The sequence below is a fragment of the Lacibacter sediminis genome, from assembly GCF_014168535.1.
GTDB lineage: Bacteria > Bacteroidota > Bacteroidia > Chitinophagales > Chitinophagaceae > Lacibacter > Lacibacter sediminis.
The window spans coordinates 359,000-380,120 of the sequence record NZ_CP060007.1 but is presented as its reverse complement, the minus strand read 5'-3'; the positions used below and the strand labels follow the sequence as shown (position 1 = coordinate 380,120).

General features: G+C 40.3%; 11 protein-coding genes. 2 read left to right on the top strand and 9 right to left on the bottom strand.

Annotated elements, in window-relative coordinates; genetic code table 11:
• Positions 1-14 precede the first annotated feature (14 nt).
• A complete protein-coding gene (locus H4075_RS01725) occupies positions 15-953 on the bottom strand; it encodes a DUF72 domain-containing protein (RefSeq protein ID WP_182803573.1) in 939 nt (312 codons plus the stop codon).
• Between the two features lie 53 nt (positions 954-1,006).
• Between H4075_RS01725 and H4075_RS01720 the strand changes: the two genes are divergently transcribed.
• Positions 1,007-2,545, top strand: coding sequence for a sulfatase family protein (locus H4075_RS01720; protein WP_182803572.1), 1,539 nt, complete (start codon positions 1,007-1,009; stop codon positions 2,543-2,545).
• A gap of 15 nt (positions 2,546-2,560) precedes the next feature.
• On the opposite strand, the gene H4075_RS01715 is transcribed toward H4075_RS01720, so the two are convergent.
• Both H4075_RS01715 and H4075_RS01710 read right to left on the bottom strand, forming a co-directional pair.
• Positions 2,561-5,170: an MGH1-like glycoside hydrolase domain-containing protein gene (locus H4075_RS01715; protein WP_182803570.1), complete on the bottom strand. Its 2,610-nt coding sequence runs from the start codon at positions 5,168-5,170 to the stop codon at positions 2,561-2,563.
• Between the two features lie 176 nt (positions 5,171-5,346).
• Positions 5,347-6,153: an N-acetylmuramoyl-L-alanine amidase gene (locus H4075_RS01710; protein WP_182803568.1), complete on the bottom strand. Its 807-nt coding sequence runs from the start codon at positions 6,151-6,153 to the stop codon at positions 5,347-5,349.
• Between the two features lie 136 nt (positions 6,154-6,289).
• On the opposite strand from H4075_RS01710, the gene H4075_RS01705 reads away from it, so the two are divergent.
• On the top strand, positions 6,290-6,877 hold the full coding sequence (locus tag H4075_RS01705; protein WP_182803566.1) for a WG repeat-containing protein: 588 nt from the start codon (positions 6,290-6,292) through the stop codon (positions 6,875-6,877).
• Positions 6,878-6,925: 48 nt separating this feature from the next.
• On the opposite strand, the gene H4075_RS01700 is transcribed toward H4075_RS01705, so the two are convergent.
• The 6 genes from H4075_RS01700 to H4075_RS01675 all read right to left on the bottom strand — a co-directional run bounded on the left by H4075_RS01700 (position 6,926) and on the right by H4075_RS01675 (position 20,657).
• A complete protein-coding gene (locus H4075_RS01700) occupies positions 6,926-10,285 on the bottom strand; it encodes a methylmalonyl-CoA mutase family protein (RefSeq protein WP_182803564.1) in 3,360 nt (1,119 codons plus the stop codon).
• Between the two features lie 123 nt (positions 10,286-10,408).
• The gene (locus H4075_RS01695) at positions 10,409-11,761 is read right to left on the bottom strand and encodes a RagB/SusD family nutrient uptake outer membrane protein (protein WP_182803562.1); all 1,353 of its coding nucleotides are present in this window, start codon (positions 11,759-11,761) and stop codon (positions 10,409-10,411) included.
• Between the two features lie 18 nt (positions 11,762-11,779).
• Positions 11,780-14,869: a SusC/RagA family TonB-linked outer membrane protein gene (locus H4075_RS01690; protein WP_182803560.1), complete on the bottom strand. Its 3,090-nt coding sequence runs from the start codon at positions 14,867-14,869 to the stop codon at positions 11,780-11,782.
• A 417-nt stretch (positions 14,870-15,286) separates the two neighbouring features.
• The gene (locus tag H4075_RS01685) at positions 15,287-16,783 is read right to left on the bottom strand and encodes a RagB/SusD family nutrient uptake outer membrane protein (RefSeq protein WP_182803558.1); all 1,497 of its coding nucleotides are present in this window, start codon (positions 16,781-16,783) and stop codon (positions 15,287-15,289) included.
• A gap of 20 nt (positions 16,784-16,803) precedes the next feature.
• On the bottom strand, positions 16,804-19,776 hold the full coding sequence (locus tag H4075_RS01680; RefSeq protein ID WP_182803556.1) for a SusC/RagA family TonB-linked outer membrane protein: 2,973 nt from the start codon (positions 19,774-19,776) through the stop codon (positions 16,804-16,806).
• Between the two features lie 188 nt (positions 19,777-19,964).
• Positions 19,965-20,657 (bottom strand): zinc metallopeptidase, encoded by a 693-nt coding sequence (locus H4075_RS01675; RefSeq protein ID WP_182803554.1) that lies wholly within the window; start codon positions 20,655-20,657, stop codon positions 19,965-19,967.
• Positions 20,658-21,121 lie beyond the last annotated feature (464 nt).

The following is a 21,121-nucleotide window of genomic DNA, read 5'->3' as shown; positions in this document are numbered from 1 at the left end:
TTAAGCCTATTTCATCAATCAAATAATCCTCTTTGTTTCGGTTTTGGCTTTTCACTCACACCTCCTTCAATAAACTTGGGCTTGATCAAATTTAAACCCATTTCTTCATTCATTTTATCAACGAGGTAAACGGTTAATTCTGGTGATGTTGCTTCATCATGCATATGCATAAAGAAATAAGTCTCTTCCATGCCTTGCTGCTGCCAATGCTTCATACGTTCAACCCATACATCGCAACGGGTGTAATCTGATTTATGTAAACTGTTACCTACATAACGGATGAATACTTTCGGAACAGTTAGATGCATATGTGCACAATCTCTTCGCCCTGCAGTATCGGTGATCACAGCGCCAATATTCATTTGTTTTAAAGTAGTGAAGAGCTCATTGCGTATTTCTTCTTTCCCAAACCAATCAGGATGACGCACTTCTAAAAAGAACTGCAGATCTTTTGGCAGCGAAGCCATATAATCAAACAATTCCTGTTTACGTTTGGGAGAAAATGTATCGCTTACCTGTACGAAGATGGGACCGAGATGTTCTTCAAACCCAACGATGCCACGAAAAAATTCATTGGTAATAAAATCTTTTCCTCTCAAACTGCCACGATGTGTTACACCTTGGTACATTTTCGGACAAAACTTAAAATCCATGCCCTTTGCGTTCTCTGCCCATTTACGAGTACCTGGTTCTCCATATACTTTGTAATGCGTGGCGTTCAGTTCAATACTGTTATAGTGATGTACATAGTGCTTCAAAAAATCTTTCTCCTTTGTTTTGGGCGGATAGATCTTTCCCACCCATTCTGTTCTTCCCCATTTTGCACAGCCCAGATATACTTTTGCATCTTTCGCTGCTTTGCCGCTTAATACTGTTTTATTAAAAGCAGGTTCTGCTGGCAACGAGAAATCGATCGTATCCAATAGCTGTTCATCAACCCGTCCAAATTCCATGTTTCAATCTTTTTTCAAATCTACATATCCTGCAACTATTGTAACTTTCGACCATGCGATTTTTCTTCTTTTTCCTGCTTTGCTGCCAGAATGTTTTTGCACAACAGCCAAACATTATTTACATCATGAGTGATGATCATGACAACGATGCCATTAGTGCATACAACAAACAGTTTATTCAAACGCCGAATATCGATCGGCTGGCAAAAGAAGGTATTCGTTTCAACAAAGCTTTTGTTGGCAACTCTATTTGCAGTCCTGCAAGAGCTACTTTACTCACAGGCCAGCATTCGCATAAAAATGCTGTAAAAGATAACCGCACGAGATTTGACTCTTCTAAAATCACCATGCCCCAATTAATGCGGGAAGCAGGTTATCAAACTGCGCTTACAGGCAAATGGCATTTACATTCTTTACCAACAGGTTTTGACTATTGGAAAATATTACCCGGCCAGGGACGATACTATGATCCTTTAATGATCAACATGAAAGGCGATACGGTTGTTGAAAAAGGATATGCTACAGATGTTACTACAAATGATGCTTTGCAATGGCTCGATCAGAGAGATAAGAATAAGCCTTTTTTACTATTGCTGCACCACAAAGCACCACATCGTAACTGGATGCCACGTTTAAAACATCTGCGCATCACATCAAAGCAAGTGTACCCGGAACCGCCAACATTATATGCAGACGTATCACAATTTGGTAAACCATGGCAGGAACAGAAGATGAGTATTCTTTATGACATGGAATTATCCGTTGATCTGAAAATTGATCCTGTATACTATGAACATATCCCTGAATTAAAACCAAGCCAATCAGAAAAAAGTGGTTACAATTTCATCTTTAATCATATTGCAGAAGAGGAAAAGAATGGGTTAAAAGAAATTTATGCGCAACGTGGCAAATTGCTGCAACAACATTACAAAGACAAACGAAAATTACTTGCGTTAAAATACCAATGGTACATGCAGGATTATATGGCCTGTGTTGCATCTGTTGATGAAAACATCGGTCGATTGCTTGAATACTTAGATAAAAACGGGCTTACAAAAAATACGTTGGTGATTTATACAGGCGATCAGGGTTTCTATCTTGGCGAAAATGGATGGTTTGACAAACGCTGGATGTATGATGTATCTATGCAGGCTCCGCTATTAATGCGTTGGCCCGCCAAAATAAAACCGGAAACTGTTTCTAACGAATTGGTCCAGAACATTGACTTTGCTCCTACCATTATGGATGTTGCCGCTGTGAAAGTTCCGGCATGGATGCAGGGAATAAGTCTGCAAGAACATCTTACACAACAAAAAAAACTGAGCAGGAATTATCTCTATTATCATTATTATGAATATCCCATTGATCATTATGTGATGCCACATGTTGGTATAAGAGGAAAGCAATATAAGCTGATCTATTTCTATACAGCTAATGAATGGGAATTGTATGATCTCACTAAAGACCCGCAGGAAAAGTATAATCTTATCCGCTCAACTGCACATCAATCCATTATCAAACAATTGAAAGTTGAATTGCTGAAGTTGAGAGATCAATACGATGATCACGAACCGGCTGGCGAATTACATTAAGCTTTCTTTTGAGTGTTATGCAAATTCATGCAACAACTCAGCTACCAGCGCCGTCCATCCGGTTTGATGGTTTGCGCCTAATCCTTTACCGCTATCACCGTTGAAATATTCGTAGAAGAGAATCAAATGTTCATTGCCCGGCTGCTTATAAAACCAATTGTAATCTTCATAACAACGACGTTCACCTTTTTCATTTATACTGAACATGTTTACAATTCGGGTTGATAACTCTTTTGCCACATCTCTGAGGTTCAGGTAGTTTCCTGAATCAGTTGGATATTCCACCTTCACACTATCGCCATAAAAATCACCGAAGCTTTTGATCGATTGAATCGTCAAAAAGTTCAACGGCAACCACACAGGCCCACGCCAGTTACTGTTACCACCAAACATATCACTGGTGCTGTCGCCCGGATCATATTGAATAGAATAGATCTGCCCATCGATCTCTACCGAGTAAGGATTTTTTTCATGATCTTTTGATAAAGCTCGGATACCACCTACCGATAAAAATTCTGCCTCATCCAGCAAACGTGTAAGAATTGCCAGTAAGCGTTCTCTCGGCACCAATGAAATTAAGATCTCTTCGCTATCACTTTTTTCTTCGTTCGGCCAAAACCGTCCTTTTGATTTTCGATAATTTTCAAACCAGGAAATACGTTTCCTGAAATCACGCAAACGTGCCAAGCTGCTTTTATGAATAGTTGATACTGCAAACAGACTGGTTAAACCTACCGCCGATTTTATACGCAACGGCAAATGACTTCCATCGTGCAGCACCAACACATCGTAATAGAATTTATCTTCTTCGTTCCATGTATGCTGTTCATTCAACGCTTCTGCGATCAATACAAAATGTTCGAAGAAACGTGTAGCTGTATCTTCAAATGCATCATCATACATAGCGATCTCCAATGCAATGTCCATCATGTTCAATGCATACATGCCCATCCATGCTGTACCATCGGCCTGTTCCAATTGATGATTACCGGGAATATGATGAGAGCGATTGAATACCCCAATATTATCAAGTCCTAAGAAGCCACCTTGAAATAAATTATTCCCATTTTCATCTTTTCGGTTTATCCACCAGGTAAAATTGATAATGAGTTTTTGAAAGATGCGTTTCAGAAATTGCACATCGCCTTTTCCTGTGCGCCGCTTTTCAATATTGTATACATACCATGCAGCTGTTGCATGCACCGGTGGATTTACATCACCAAAATTCCATTCGTATGCAGGTAACTGTCCATCAGGTTTCATGTACCACTCACGCATAATAAGCAGTAACTGATGTTTTGCAAATACCGGATCAACTGCCGCCATTGCAATACATTGAAAAGCGAGATCCCATGCTGCATACCAGGGGTATTCCCATTTATCAGGCATGGAAATAACATCTGCATTTTTCAAATGCGTCCAATCACTATTACGACCAAACTTCTTTCCGTTATTTGGAGACGTAATACCATCACCATCATTGATCCATTGCTCAACATCAAACGAATAAAATTGCTTACTCCACAACAAGCCTGCATAAGCCTGGCGTGAAATACGTTTCTGATCCTCCGTTAATGCAGGTGAAATGACTGATGCGTAAAAATCATCGGCCTCCTGTTTTCGTTGATGAAATAAATGCTCAAAGCCTTCGTAAAAAGGCTGATCCATATAACCATCTACCAACCTGCAATAAAGTGTTTTTGTTTCCTGCGCCCTTAAATGCAGATTATAAACAGGAGCACATTTAGTACCTGCCTGTTTCTCACGCAGTTTCTTTTTGTTCTTGTTATTGATCACAGCATCATGAAAAGCATCCTTTACAAAAATGGATTTGTTTGCTGTGCCATTGAATTTCTCTTTATTGGTTTCGTTTTCTGTAAACCAAAGATCATCTGCGTCAGAAAAGTAAAAATAGTAATCGCCAAGACGGTTATGCCATGCATGCACACTGTTCTTATTTACATATTTCAGCAATGGCTTCATTTGTTTTTCATCATTGCTCCATTTGTTCGAAAACCATAGTGTGGGTAACACAGTAAGATCTGCTGAACGATGATACAGGTTTGTGATATCAATTTTAATGAATACATCGTTACCACTTTGTTTCGCATAGGTCACTTTCACGTCGAAGTAATGGTTGTTGCGAAAAGCCGGCGTATCTAAAATTTCATACTCCGGTTCAAGCCGGTTACGTTTTTTATTTTCTTCGTAGAGTTTCTTATAAGGAAATGCACTCTGTGGATACTTGTATAAATATTCCATGTAGTAATGCGATGGAACATTATCAAGATAGTAGTACAATTCTTTTACATCTTCGCCATGGTTCCCACTGTAGTTACCAAGGCCAAATAAGCGTTCTTTTAAGATCGGATCCTTTCCGTTCCATAACGCTACACAAAAACAAAGATTCTGGAAATAATCGGAGATGCCGGCCAATCCATCTTCGCCCCATAAATAGGAACGGAAATGTGAATGTTCAAACGGAAAATAACCCCACGCATCTCCATGTTCACCATAATCTTCACGCACTGTTCCCCATTGCCGTTCGCTGAGGTAAGGCCCCCAACGTTCGAGCGGAACAGCTTTATTTGCATTTTCTGATAATCGTTGTTGCTCTGCTGTCATACTTTTTTATTTAACCGATTCTTCAAACGGTAGCGGATTCATGAACAGGCAATATATCGTTTTATACAGTTTCAGCCTTGCGATTCAACATCGCAAACGTTTCCTGTTGCAATCTTTTTAATATGGAGCAATCAACGAAAGATTATTCTGCTGAGAATAACCGAAGTTCATTAAAGTTACAGGTATTTTTTATGTAGCTGAAACAGCACTTTCGCTGCCTCGGGAGTCATTCCTTTTGTTGTATCCATCAGGAAATGCCGCTTAAACCCCACAATTGCTGCCGATGTGTCTTTTACATCATAACCAACGATGCGGATAGCTGTAAGATAATCAAAATTCTCCGGCACCTGCACATTGCTGGTATCGCTCCACCACAGGCCAAAACCTTTTTCACTTAATGTTTGCCAGGGGAATCGCCAGTTAGGATCATTTTTACGGGTTGGTGCAATATCACCATGACCAATGAAATTAGCTGACGGTATGTTAAACGATTTCTTTAATCGTTCCAGTAATAAATTCAAACTATTCAGTTGTCGTTCATCAAATGATTCAAATCCGTTATTGTCTAATTCAATACCAATACTGTTTGAATTGATGTCAGTTGAATTACCCCAACGGCTCACGCCTGCATGATGGGCACGCAAATAATCATTCAACATATGATGCACTGTTCCATCTTTACAGATCACATAATGCGCACTCACCTGTGTGCGTGGCAACGTAAATGTTTTTAATGTTTGCTCGCAACTGTTTTGTGCAGTATGATGAATGATCACAAAATTTGGTCTGCGCATCGACAGATTAGTAGTACCCACAAAATAAGACGCATTATTTACTGAATCCTGCAAAGGATACTGACTCAATAGCTTTGCAAATGCTTTTGTTTGCTTTTTATACGATTTGTTGGTAGCCCTGTAAGGATTGGTTGAACAACTGTTGATCAACAATGCCAAAACAGGTAGTAATAAGCACAGCTTTCTCATGGCAGCAAGTTACGTATTTAGGAGAAAAGCCGGTTTTCTGCTCATCGTCATTCCCTTGTATGCCTGTCATCATTGAATTAGATAGTATCTGTTTCTAACTTGACATATGATTTTTAACACACTAAAAATATGAACAATGAAAAAGTATCTCATTCTGATCATGCTGTTCATTGCTTTAGATTCAACTGCACAAAGCTGGGTGAAACTATACGACTATGTAGATGAGTTTGCGTTTGGTCTTGCAAAAGTTTCAAAAGAAAACAAGTATGGATACGTTAACACGAAAGGAGAATTGGTGGTGCCATTGATCTATGATGAAGCAATGACGCTTCGTGAAGGTAAAGCAACTGTACGTAAGGATAACAAATGGGGTTATATTGATTCAACAGGTAAGGAGGTAGAAGAATTCAAGTATGAAGATGCCGGCTGTTTCCGTGAAGGATTGGCGGTGGTGCGCATGCATGGCAAGTATGGTTTTGTTGACCATAATTTCGCCGTGGTAATTCCTTATCAGTTTGAAAACGCAAGAGGTTTTGCAGAAAGCTTAGCTCCTGTTTCAAACAGTAAGGGCTTATGGGGCTACATCAATAAGAAAGGAACCCTGGTGTTTGAATATCAATACAACTTCGCTGATTTTTTTGTTGATGGACAGGCACGTGTAATGAAAAACGGGAACCTCATCATGATCGATAAGAAAGGGAAAGAAGTAAAAGAAAATGAATGATGATGGTTTGAGGGAAAAGAGGCGCTCGATCGAGCGCCTCTTTTTTTATTACATGTTTCTGCGGTACTGTCCGCCTACTTCATAAAGAGCATGTGTAATTTGTCCTAATGAACAATACTTTGCTGTTTCCATCAATTGTGCAAAAATATTGCCGTTACTTACAGCCACCTGTTTCAACTTTTTCAATTCATCATCGCTGCGTTGTTCATTCCGCTTCCAGAAGGCGTGCAGATTGTTGATCTGTTGTTCTTTCTCTTCTGTCGTACTGCGAATGACTTCACCAGGAACAATTGTTGGGCTTCCTTTTTTGTTGAGGAATGTATTTACACCCACAATCGGCAACTCGCCGGTATGTTTCTGATGTTCGTAAAACAAACTCTCTTCCTGTATTTTATTGCGTTGATACATGCGCTCCATTGAACCTAACACACCACCACGTTCAGTAATACGGTTGAACTCTGTCATGACAGCATCTTCAACTAAATCAGTTAATTCTTCAATTAAGAATGCACCTTGGTTTGGATTTTCATTCTTTGCTGTTCCAAGTTCTCTGTTGATGATGAGCTGAATGGCCATTGCCCTGCGCACACTTTCTTCTGTTGGTGTAGTAATAGCTTCATCATAAGCATTTGTGTGCAGTGAATTACAGTTATCATAAATGGCATACAACGCCTGCAACGTAGTGCGTATATCATTGAAATCAATTTCCTGCGCATGCAAGCTGCGGCCACTTGTTTGAATATGATACTTCAACATCTGGCTGCGTTTGTTGGCTTTGTATTTATACTTCATTGCCTTGGCCCAGATCTTTCTTGCAACACGACCGATCACACTGTATTCAGGATCCATACCGTTGCTGAAGAAGAACGAAAGGTTAGGTGCAAAATCATCAATGTTCATTCCACGGCTGAGATAGTATTCAACATACGTAAATCCATTTGCCAAGGTGAATGCTAACTGTGTAATGGGATTTGCACCGGCTTCTGCAATATGATAACCGCTGATACTTACGCTGTAAAAATTGCGAACGTTCTGCTGAATGAAATACTCCTGCACATCGCCCATCAACTTCAATGCAAATTCAGTTGAGAAGATGCAGGTGTTTTGTGCCTGATCTTCTTTCAAAATATCTGCCTGAACTGTTCCTCTTACTTGCTGAAGTCCTGCTTGTCTGCATTGTTCATACACATCAGGTGGCAATACTTCATCGCCACTTAAACCGAGTAAACGTAAACCTAGCCCGTTATTGCCCGATGGTAATTCATTAGGTGAAGATGTATTATTGTAAACTGGTTTTATTCCTTTGCCGAATTTCTTTTCAAACGCTGCATCAACTAATTGTTGTTGACCATTTGCTTCGATCCATTTTTCACATTGCTGATCGATTGCTGTGTTCATGAAGAATGCCAGCAACATCGGAGCAGGACCGTTGATGGTCATACTTACTGATGTTTTCGGATCGCAGAGATCAAAACCGCTGTAAAGTTTTTTTGCATCATCTACTGTTGCAATGCTCACACCACTGTTGCCTACTTTACCATAAATGTCGGGACGAGGTGCGGGATCCTCTCCATATAATGTTACACTGTCGAATGCCGTTGATAAACGCTTCGCCGGTTGATCGAGTGATACATAGTGAAAGCGTTTGTTGGTACGTTCAGGACCACCTTCACCTGCAAACATTCTTGTCGGATCTTCGCCTTCACGTTTCAATGGAAACACACCCGATGTAAAGGGAAAACTGCCGGGCACATTTTCCTGCGCCTGCCATTTTAATAGATCACCCCAATCTTTATACTTTGGTAACACCACTTTCGGTATACGTGTGCCACTTAAACTGGTGCTGAACAAAGGTTGTTTGATGATTTTATCACGCACCTTGTATTCATAGAAATCCTGCTGATAAGCTTTTATTTTCTCCGGCCAGTGTGCAATGAGTTTTTTTGCAACGGGTGTTTGCAGTTCGGTTAGTTGCTGAATTTGTTTTTCGATTTCTTCAATAACTGATGACGGAGCATTGGCTGCTGCAAGTGTTTGCTTAGCACCTTGCAGTTGATAAATTTTTGATGCGATTGCTGCCTGATCAATCACCAGTTGATTATAATCTTTAATGCTGTCTGCAATTTCACTGAGGTAGCGCACCCGAGACGGTGGAATGATCAATGATTTACTGACCGTATCTCTATGTGCAACATGCTCTACTCCGCCAAACTTTACATTCACTTTTGTTTCTACAGCATGAATAATTTTTTCAAACAGCTCGTTGACACCAGCATCATTAAACTGCGAAGCTATGGTACCTACTATTGGCAAGGTTTCATCCTTTGCCATAAATAACTGATGATTGCGTTTGTATTGCTTACGCACATCAGCCAATGCATCCAATGCGCCTGCCTTATCAAATTTGTTGATGGCAATTACATCGGCATAATCGAGCATGTTGATCTTTTCCAATTGTGATGCTGCGCCATATTCAGGCGTCATCACATATAAACTCACATTGCAATAATCGAGTATCGATGCATCACTTTGTCCAACACCTGCACTTTCCAGAATAATAAAATCGAAGCCTGCTTCTTTACAAATATCAATCGCCTCCTGCACGTGTGCACTTAAAGCCTTGTCGCTTTCACGTGTTGCAAGGCTACGCATATAAGCACGTGGGCTGGAGATGGAGTTCATACGAATACGATCTCCCAACAACGCACCACCTGTTTTTTTCTTTGATGGATCAACCGAAATAACAGCAATGGTTTTATCGGTAAATGCATTTAAATAACGACGAACAATTTCATCCGTTACTGATGATTTACCTGCGCCGCCGGTGCCTGTAATTCCTAATACGGGAATTTTGGAATTTGGAGTTTGTAATTTGTAATTCCCATTTCCATTTTCTGCATTTGTTATTTTTCTTGCAACTGCTCGTACGTCTTTCAATTCGCCCAAAGTCATGGCGTTTTTATAATCGCCGCTTCCGTTCAATGAAACATCACATTGTTTGATGACATCTTCAATCATTCCTTCAAGTCCCATATGCCGCCCATCATCGGGCGAATAAATTCTTGTGATGCCGTATTGATGCAGTTCTTCGATTTCATCGGGCAGAATTGTTCCGCCACCACCACCGAAAATTTTGATATGGCCGCAGCCATTTTCTTCCAGCAGATCTTTCATGTATTTGAAAAATTCAACATGCCCACCTTGATAAGAAGTAATGGCGATGCCTTGTGCATCTTCTTCAATAGCTGCTTCTACAATTTCAAGCACACTACGGTTATGGCCAAGATGAATGATCTCGGCACCCTTACTCTGCATAATGCGCCGCATGATGTTAATAGCCGCATCATGTCCATCGAATAAACTGGCAGCGGTAACGATCCGGACTTTATTATTGGGGGAATAGCTCATAATTTTATTGGCGATACTTAACTAACAGATGTTGGCAAAAATAGTTAATTCTCCTGCAAGGTAATGGGTAAAAAAAATGCTCCCGTTAACGGGAGCATTTTTTATATAAAACCTGAAAAAAACTTAGTTGGTATAACCAGGGTTCTGAGTAAGATTAGGGTTCGTATTCATTTCACGGAAAGGAATAGGAAATACAGCACGGTTGTCAAATGCTGGACGACCATTTACCGTTTCGCCTAAACGCTTTGCATCATGTATACGGAAACCTTCGTGTGCAAGTTCCAATCTTCTTTCTAAAAGAATATCTGCTAATGTAACTGCTAAGAATGTCGGAGCGCCTGCACGGGTGCGTAACCTGTTAATATCATTCAAAGGTGTATCACCCGTTGATGTTGATAAACGTTGGTTACACTCTGCACGGATAAGATACAACTCAGCCAACCGAACTACTTTTACATTCTTAAATACATCTCTCCATTTACCACTCCGCCAATCGCCGGCAAAATCATAGAAGAGACTTTTACGTTGATCAACAAGAGGATAAAGATTTAAGTGTGCATTCAAAATTACAATATCACCATCTCTGCCACCAAAAGGAGGCACCGAATAAAATGTGTGACAGTTATTAACACCATCCTGATCTGTTACAATAATAGCAAACACATCTTCAGTTGTATAAGCTGCATTATTGAATGCGTTTGCATAAGAACCTACGAGGCTGAAATTACCAGCCGCAGCAGTGAGACCTGCGTTCGCCGCATCACGTGCAGAAGCAAAGTTGCCCATTTGAAGATGTGCTCTTGCCAAAATTGTTGATGCCGCAACTTTATTTGCAAAGACTCCATTTTTATTTGGCAACAAACTTACCGCTTCGGTCAAATCAGCAAGTATTTGTGTGTAACATTCTGCTACTGTATTACGAGCCGGGAAATCAACACTACTATATCCCTCCGTTGGCGTAGTGCGTACAATTACACCAGGGTTTGTGCTGGCGTTTCCGTCGTTATAGGCCTTTGCAAAGAATCTTGTAAGTTCAAATAAGACCGTGCCACGAATGAATAAGGCTTCGCCCTTAACCCTGTTTCGATCGGCAGCATTTACCTTGTCAATATTTGCAATTACATTATTAGCTACGTTAATTGTTCTGTAGCCTGTTGCCCACATATTTAATATAACTGGGTTTGTCGTGAGCATTGAGTTACCATATACCTCTCTATAGGTATTAAAAGTACCTGTCCAGTTTAATTCTCCTGATGCTGCCATCAGGTCTCCAAATATCTGGATATCTCCTCCGTATAGGTTGCCAGAGCTTAAGGCATCATAAGCACCATTTAATACTTGCTTAATATTTGCATCAGAAGATAACGCCAAATCATTGCCAATGGCCTGTGGGTTTGGCAGGTCGAGCTTTTTATTACAGGCAGTAACTAAAGTACCGGCGGTAAAAAGAAGCAATGAATATTTTAAAAGTTTCATATTTATTCAGTTTTTTAATTAGAAGCCGATGTTTAAGCCAAAAGTTATTGAACGGATCTGCGGAGCTGCATAAAAATCTCCCCCTTGGTTGATATTGCCTGCTCTGTAATCAGTATTTACTTCAGGATCCCATCCTGTGTATTTAGTCCATGTAAGTAAGTTAACACCCATTATATATGCCCTTACCGAACTTAGTTTGATCTTGTTCAAAACAGAAGTTGGCAGATTATACGCAAATGTCAATTGTTTTAAGCGCACATAACTTGCATCCTCCATGTATTGAGTTGATACACCGGGAGAAGCAAAATCGCCAAACCAATTCAAACGTGCCTCCGGAATATTGGTAACATCACCTGGCTTTTTCCATCTATTTAATTGATCTCTTGTTTGATTATCGAACCAATCGCCACGTGCACTCATAAAGCCACCTGCTCCATTTACAACTTCGTAATCAAAAACACCTTGGAATAAAACACTTAACTCAAAACCTTTATACGTAAAGGTATTCGTAACACCGCCAAACCACTTAGGATTAGGATCTCCTACTGTAAAATTGCCAGCAGCATTATAATCATTGGTTGTTGTTTTACCATCTTGCTCATAATATAAAGCATCTCCGTTAGCCGGATCAACACCTGCATAACGTGGGCCATAATGAACACCAATTGGTTGACCAACAATCAATGCATTCATATAACGACCATCATTAAATGAAAGGGTGTCTTGCTGACCATCAATATTTAACACCGTATTTTTATTGTACGCAAGATTGAAACTTGTAGTCCATCTGAAATCACGCACATTCATGTTGGTTGTATTCAGTGTAAATTCTACACCTTTATTTTCCATTTCACCAATGTTACGTGTAATACTTGCAAAACCAGAGGTTAATGGAAGAGGGTAGTTGTAGATAAATCCTTTCCCGCCACCGGCAGAACGTTTATTATAAACATCTACTTCAAATACTAATTTGTTGTTCAGGATACCCAATTCAAATCCGGCATCAAACTGATTTGTTGTTTCCCATGTCAGTACGTCATTCTGAAGCGAAGCAGGCGCAATGCTGGCTCCACCTGCATAACGACCTGTTCCATACACGCCTCTCCAGGAATATAGACCAAAGCCTTGCGAGTTACCAAGGCTACCGTAGCTTGCACGTAATTTTAAGAAACTTATAGCTTTACTATTGCGAAGGAATCCTTCTTCACTCACAACCCAACCAACTGAAGCAGCCGGGAAGAAGCCGTAACGTTTATTTTCTCCGAAAACAGATCCTCCATCAACACGACCACTCAAGCCAAGCAGATATCTATCTTTAAACTTATAGTTCAATCTTCCGAAATAAGAAAGTATCGCAAATTCAGTAAGTGATGATGTACCGCCAGTAATATTTGCGGCATTGGCAATATTTCTTAAATCATCATTTGCATATTGTTGACCTTCTACGCTCGAAATATTATTCTCTTGCTTTTCAAAAGCCATACCAAGTGTTGCATCAATATCATGATTATCCTTGATAGTTGTTGTGTAATTGAAATAGTTGTTCGTAGTATAACGCACGCTTCTTAACCAATCTGAATTACCAACACCATTTGTTCCCTGACCTGTTATTGTACGGCGGCCATAGAAAGAATTATCATTTTGTGTAAGTACATCCAATCCATATTCAGTGCGGAAGTTGAGCCCTTTTATAAGATTCAACTGACCATAAACTGTGCTGATGTTACGGAATGTTGTTGAAACATAAGATGCGTTCTCAGTTTCAATTAAAGGATTGTAATAAGTAGTTGTAGGACGATCAAAAAGTTGACCCAGGTTATTACGAACCGGCGTAATTGGCGCCAAAGCCACTATCTGCATTGGTGTATTAAAGAGATTGTCTGCACCAACACGTCGTGCTTCTGAACGAGATATAGTAGTGTTAACCCCTACTTTCAAACGGCTATTTAATTCCTGATCAAGGTTTACACGACCAGAATAGCGTTTGAAGTTGTTATAAAACAAAATACCATCCTGATCATTATAAGAGCCGCTGATGAAGTACTTTGTTTTTTCACTTCCGCCAGAAGCTGAAGCCTCTAGAATTTTTGTTTGTGCTTCTTGAAAAGCCAAATCTTCCCAGTTGGTATTTACTGTGTCAGCCCTCCAGTTAGCTCCACCTGTATTTAAACCACTGTAGCGATTAAAACGGCCTTCAACAATGCCCGTCATGTAAGCGATAGCTGAGGCTTCACTTGGAAAACCAGCTCCGTTTCCAGCTCTGTTATAATGGTATTTTGCTGAGTTCACGGCTGCCTCTCTCATAAATTCCAAGTACTCAGTAGAGTTCATAAACCCTCTTTTATTTGTAGGTTCATTTGTTCCATACTGCATATTAATATTAAACTTAGCTTTCCCGGCTTTCCCTTTTTTAGTAGTTATGAGCACAACCCCATTACCACCTCTCGAACCATAAATTGCTGTTGCGGCGGCATCTTTTAAGATTTCAAAAGATTCTACATCATTGAAATTAAGATCAGCCAACCCATTACCAGATAAAGTTCCTGTGTTGATCACAATACCATCGACTACATAAAGTGGTTCGTTTGACGCACTAACAGAGGCGGCACCCCTGATCCTTACTTTAATGCCTTCACCAACTTTACCATTATTTGCTTCAATTAGTACTCCTGCAGCACGACCTTGTACACCCTGAAGGAAGTTAGGAACTGGCGTGTTTGCTACATCTGCTCCTTTAACACGTGAAATAGAAGTGGTAAGATCTCTCTTTACACTTTGTCCATAACCTACAACCAAAACCTCACTGAGGGAAGTACTTCCAGGGGTAAGGGAAATTGTCACGTTCCCGCCAGAAACCGAATACTCCAAATCTTCATAGCCGATGGAAGAAATTTGTAATACTGCAGAATTTCCAGAAAAAGAAAGTTTAAATGACCCATCGGTCGATGTGCTGGTAGCTCTTGAGCTGCCTTTTACCTTAATTGTGGCTCCAACAATTGGAGATCCATCTTTTGAGTCAGTTACTTTACCTGTAACTTCCTTGGTTTGTGCCCAGAGCTGACACAGAGACAATAGAAAAACTATTGCCAATCCTAGCATTTTTCTCATGTAATAGTTATTTAGGTTTCGAAAATATGGAAAAAACTTTTAACAGAATTTTCTCATAAAGCAGACAGTTCATAGACTTCAGCTGCTGCATGTGAACTGATTAATATTATTAAGTGATTGAAAATATGCCTTAAAAATATCAATTAGATGTCTTGTACTAGTGACTGTCAATGGTGCTTTCTCTCCGGTAGCTATTACTTAAAAAGTATAGATTCTTCTAAACGTAAACGCACTACCTAATGTCGCTCTTGTGATAAGTGTTTAAATAACGACCAATTTAGACTTTAGCCATATGCCCATCAGTAAGAGAGAATTCAACCAGAGCTTCAGTGTTGAGGCCTAAAGTTCCTGCTTAATCAAAACAAACAAAAGCCCCGGCAAATGCCGGGGCTTTATAATCAATAGTTGAACACTCAATTAATTATATCCTAAGGTTTGAGCCATATTAGGATTTGCATTACGGATGCTTTCATGAATTGGCATAGCCCATTCCCTATCTGTAGGAGCTAAAGAGCAATCTCCTGCAGCTGAAACAGATGTACCACAGATCGCCCCACGTTGAATGGTTCTTGTTGTACGTTTCAAATCAAAGAAACGATGACCTTCACCCATTAACTCTCTTCTTCTTTCATCTGCAATTGCATTGATCAATGCCGGACCCGCAAGTACAACTGGAACATATCCTGCAATACGTGCTGCACGTAACGCATTCAAATCTGCCAAAGCTGCAGCTTCATTTGCGCCGCCTAAACGGGCATTAGCCTCTGCACGGATCAAATACATTTCACCGCTACGGATAGCTGGGAAGTTTGCATTACCATCGGTTGCTGTTCCTTTTCCCTGATATTTTGTAAGACCAAGTCCGCCAGAGCCAACCACACTGAAAAAAGCACTATAACGAATATCATTAGATTGAATAAGACCAGTATTGCCCGCTACAGTAGCAATCTCGGGTGCAGGACGGAAATAGTTACGAGCACTTGTTACAAAGTAAACTAAGAAAGTTGGACCGCTTTGACCAGCTTCGAATTGCACATTCCAGATTATTTCACCACGGTTTGTTTGATTATACATTCCTGAGAAAGCTGCCTGCGTTGTAGCCAATGGCCGACCATTTAATGCATTTGTTGCCGCAGTTGCAGCATCAGCCCAATTACCTGCATAAAGGTTGATGCGAGCCAAAATTGCATAAGCTCCATTTCGATCAATAAAAGGACGAGTTAGTCCGCTAGCAGGGTTTATAGCCTTGTCAACATTCCCTAACAAAGTAATTGCCTGATTAATATCGGCGAACAGCTTGTCATAATAATCCTTATTTGATAACCGTGAAGGTTTCACCTCAGAGGACACAATAAACTCAGTTGAGTAGCCCAACGCAAGATCAGTCGTACTGTTTCTGTCAAACTTTACTGCGAAATAACGGAGCAGATCAAAATGAGCCATTGCACGAATGGCATACGCCTGCCCTTTCAGTCTGTTAGCCAACAACTGGTTTTGTGGAGTTGTAAATTTATCGATATCACGCAATACGATATTAGCAACAGCAATTACGCCATATGGAGCAGAGTAAAGCGAACTGGTTTGTCCTGTAGATTGATTGTAAATCCAGTCTGCCATTGCTCTGGAGTTTGCTAGTGTCTCTGCTGTAACCTCATAAAGATTATCGCTCAAAACATCCGGCATTAGCGCCCAACCTGAACCTGTACCACTACCAGATCCATAATAATCTGCTCCACGGAATCTAGAGTATGCACCGGTTAATACTTCTTCAACCTGCTTCATACTTGACGGGTTGCTCAAAGCATCAAGCGAAAATTCAGGGGTGAGTTCAATTACCTCTTTCTTAGTACAGGCCTGCAATGTAGCTGCAGCCGCAAACACGATCAACGCTTTCTTTATATTTTTAAATTTCATAATAGTTTTTTTTCAGGTGATTAAAAGCCAATGTTAACGCCAACTGTTGTTTGTATCAAAGCTGGATACTGTGCACCAGTTAAAGAAGCACCTGTTGTTTCAGGATCGAAGCTTTGAAACTTAGTTGCTGTCCACCAGTTTTGTCCTTGTACAAAGATTCTTGCTGAACGCATTTTAGCTTTTGCCAGCAATTTAGAATCGAATGTATAACCAAGTGTTACATTACGTAAACGCCAGAAACTTGCATCTTCCAAAAATCTTGTTGTAGTTGATTGGTATGGATTAGCAGGGGCAGTACCACCTAATGTGCCAGAACTTGGTCTTGGAACGTTTGTAATATCTCCCGGTTGTCTCCATTCTTTCAATACTTCAACGTGCATATTATCGAAATAATAAGTAGGATTTGTCAGGTTATTCTTATCGTTATTGTATTGAACTCTATCAAGGAAAAAGTTCAGTTGAGCGCTAAGATCAAACCCTTTATATGTCCAAGTACTGGTAATACCACCAAACCACGGTGCATCAGATGTCCCAAAATAATTACGATAACTTGGGCTATATGCCATGGTAACAGTTTTGTCAAACTTATTTACATATTGTGCATTCCCGTTAGCTGGATTCACACCCGCATATTCAACTAAATAAAGTGTATTTAAAGGTTTACCTTCTTTCAGAATTGTTACACCAGCAACAACTGAATCACGAAGCAAATCAATGATCCTGTTCTGATTGTAGGTAATATTGCCTGTAATTGTCCAATTGAAATCTTTTGTTCTGATTACTTCGCCACGGAGAGTTACTTCGATGCCACGGTTACGTAAGCTGCCAAAGTTGCTGGGGATGCTACCAAAACCTGAATTTTGTGGATCAAGCGCATCGTCTTGGAATAAATCAGTTGTTTTCCTGTCGTACAATTCAACAGTTCCGCTTAATCTTCTTTTCAGAATTGAGAAATCAACACCAAAATTTATAGTACGGTTTGTTTCCCAGCGATAGTTCAGGTTTCCTGGAGTTGCAGGGGCCCAGCCGCCTACACCGGCATATGAAACGGCACCAAATTGTGGCGTTACAAAGTCGCCTGCAGCGGTAATATTGTTACCGTTAGTACCAATACTTGCACGAAGCCGCAAATCATCAAAGAAATTTACATTCTCCATAAACCTTTCGTCTTTAACAGACCATGTAATACCTGCAGATCCGAAGTTTGCGAAACGGTTATTCACACCGAAACGGGAAGAACCATCTCTACGACCAACCAATGTGATATAATATTTCTCATCGTATCCATAGTTGAAGATCCCGAAATAAGATAACAACCCGTTTCTTGAACCACCACCAGAAACAGCAGGAATATAGTTTGCATTTGCTGTACTTCCCTGTGTAATACCAGCTTCGTTTCTGAAACCATTGGTAAACCCATACGCAGTAAAACCGAAATTTCGTGACTGATTCTTTACAACCTCAGTAAATAAACCACCCTCTACTTCGTGTTTACCAAAGGTTTGTTTATAATTTAAAGAAGTTGTTCCTGTATAGCGAAAGTTATAGGCTGTTGATCTTCCAAGCGATCCGTTTCTCGCTTGCGCACCTGCAGTACGAGGATCATTAAAACCAGCGCTTTCATTGTTAGTATAATCAACACCCCAATTGGTTCTTGCAGAAAAGCCTTTCAGAAAAGGGAACTGATATTCTAAATAAGAGGTAGCAACAGCTTTTATTTGATTTGAGAAGTTATAATCAAGGAACAATTCCATTGCACCGTTCGGTTGACCAGAGATCAAATAACCAGGTCCTCCGAATTGTTGAAAATCGCCCGTTGTCGGGTCGTATGCTCTTTCGTAGGGATTAGACCAGCGAATGGCATTCAACGGAGTGCTAAGAAAAGTATTTGCTTCAGAAGTGCCGGTAATTCTTGAAAAACCAGCCTGCAGATTCATTCCGAAACGAAAATTCTTAATGGTGTTATCTACATTAATTCTAGCGGTATAACGTTTTAAACCGGTTGTTTTAACAATACCTTCCTGATCCATGTATGATAATGAGGCAAAGAAACGTGAAGCAGCAGAACCGCCTGATGCACTGATTTGGTGTTGATGCGTCATCCCTGTTTGAAATAATGCATCTCTCCAGCTGAAGTTTACATTACGAAGACTGTCGGCTTCAGCAGCAGTCCATCCATAAGGATTACCTCGCTGCAATTCATAGTCAATTTTCTCACGGCTGTTCATCAATACTAACCTGTCTTTTGGCAAGTCGCTAAATCCAACTTGACCATCGTAGTTTAATTGAATCTGGCCTGCACGTCCTCTGCGAGTTGTAATTACTATTACTCCATTTGCTCCACGTGAACCATATTGTGCTGTAGCGACTGCGTCTTTTAATATTTCTACTCGTTCGAAATCGCCTTGATTCAACGAAGCAAAGTCTGCTGCGTTGATCTCAATTCCATCCATAATATAGAGAGGCACATTACCGCCTGCAATTGACCCATTACCACGAATACGTACAATTGCATTTGCACCAGGCTGACCACTATTCGCTGCAACAGAAACACCAGCTGCTTGTCCCTGAAATGCCTGGTCGAATGAACCAAATGGTTGTTTTCTTACCTCTGCCGGAGCAATGTTTGCGGTGGCGCCTGCGAATTTCTTACGTTGTAAAGTTGTATAACCTGTTACAACTACTTCTGAAATACTTTTTGATTCTCCCTGAGACATTGAAACGGTAACAGGGCTGTCGCCGATTGTTACTTCAATGTCATTGAACCCAATTGAAGAAAATTCGAGTTTACGTGTGCCAGCAGGCACTTTTACTGAAAATTCGCCAGTTGCAGATGTTACTCCAACTGATCTGCCATTTACACTGATTGTAGCTCCGGCAACAGGATTACCATCTTTGCTATCAACCACTTTACCTGTCACTTCCTTGGTTTGTGCCCACAACTGGCTTACCAACAGCAGGAAGCTAAGTGTTAGTCCTAACAATTTTCTCATGTTTATAGTTATTTTGGTTTCGAAAATAGGGGAAAAAAGTTTAACAAATCTTTCCCGTTTAACAGACATCCCGCTAATCAAGCTTGCTGCATCTGCTTACGATAAAGACTCACTTATTCTTAAAAAGACACACAAAACAAAAGTCGACAATGTTTCATTGTCGACTTTTTACAATCAATTTTTACTTGTTAATCTCTTCTGCTTAAGTAAATCAATATATACTGCACTAATGTCACAATGGATGCTATGGCTGCAACAACATATGTGGTGGCTGCCCACTTCAAAGCATCCTTTGCACCCGGATGTTCCTGTGCTGACGTGGCATTTGTGCGTTCCAACCAGGCAAGTGCCCGGTTACTGGCATCGAATTCTACCGGAAGGGTAATGAGCGAAAAGACTGTAGTGGCCGCAAATAAGAGAATACCTACAAATAATATAGTTGGGTTACCGCCCCCAAACCCCAAAATACCGACTCCAATAGCTAAGATCCATTGGGAAAGTGTGGTGCTTACCTGCACCACCGGTACCAGCCTTGAACGTAGCATAAGCCATTGATAGGCAGTAGCATGTTGCACGGCATGACCTACTTCATGGGCCGAAACTGCCGCTGAGGCAATTGACCGTCCATTATACACATCCGGACTGAGATTTACGGTTTTATTCATGGGGTTATAATGGTCGCTCAGGAAGCCATCTACAGAAACAACCTGCACGTCATAAATGCCGTTTTCCTTCAGCATTTTTTCGGCCACTTCTTTGCCACTCAAACCACTCATAAGCGGTTGCTGACTGTAGTGTTTGAACTTGGATTTTAACCTCATTTGCACTAGAAAACCGATCCCCATAAAAAGAAGAGAGATGAATAAAATTCCTGGTGTCATAATCTGTTTAAAATTTAATAACAAGCACGCATCAAATTAGTTTCCAAAATATTTTTTTGCCATTTTTTTGCAAAGAAAAGTTTGGGCTAAGTCGTTTTGACAGAGGGAGTTACGTTTACATGTTGCCGTAAGCAAACGTGAAGCAGAATATTTCAAAAAAGTGCTACACAACTAATTGATTTAAAATATTTTAGACTCGATTTGCACATGCTGTCAGCCCTGTGATTTTAGTAACACAGTTGCTTAGAATTTATGCACATCGGCCAAAAATAATTTTGTAATGTGGCGGCAATTTGTAATTTAGCAACAGAATTTAATGGGTTAGTAAGTACAAAGGGTTGGAAGAAATTCCAGCCCTTTTACTTTGTAGCAACTCCTCGCTTTTTTAGTTTTAATTTCTGCTGAATTTTTCTTTTTTCATCATTATTTTTTGATCACGCATTTTCAAAAAAATAATTTCTTAC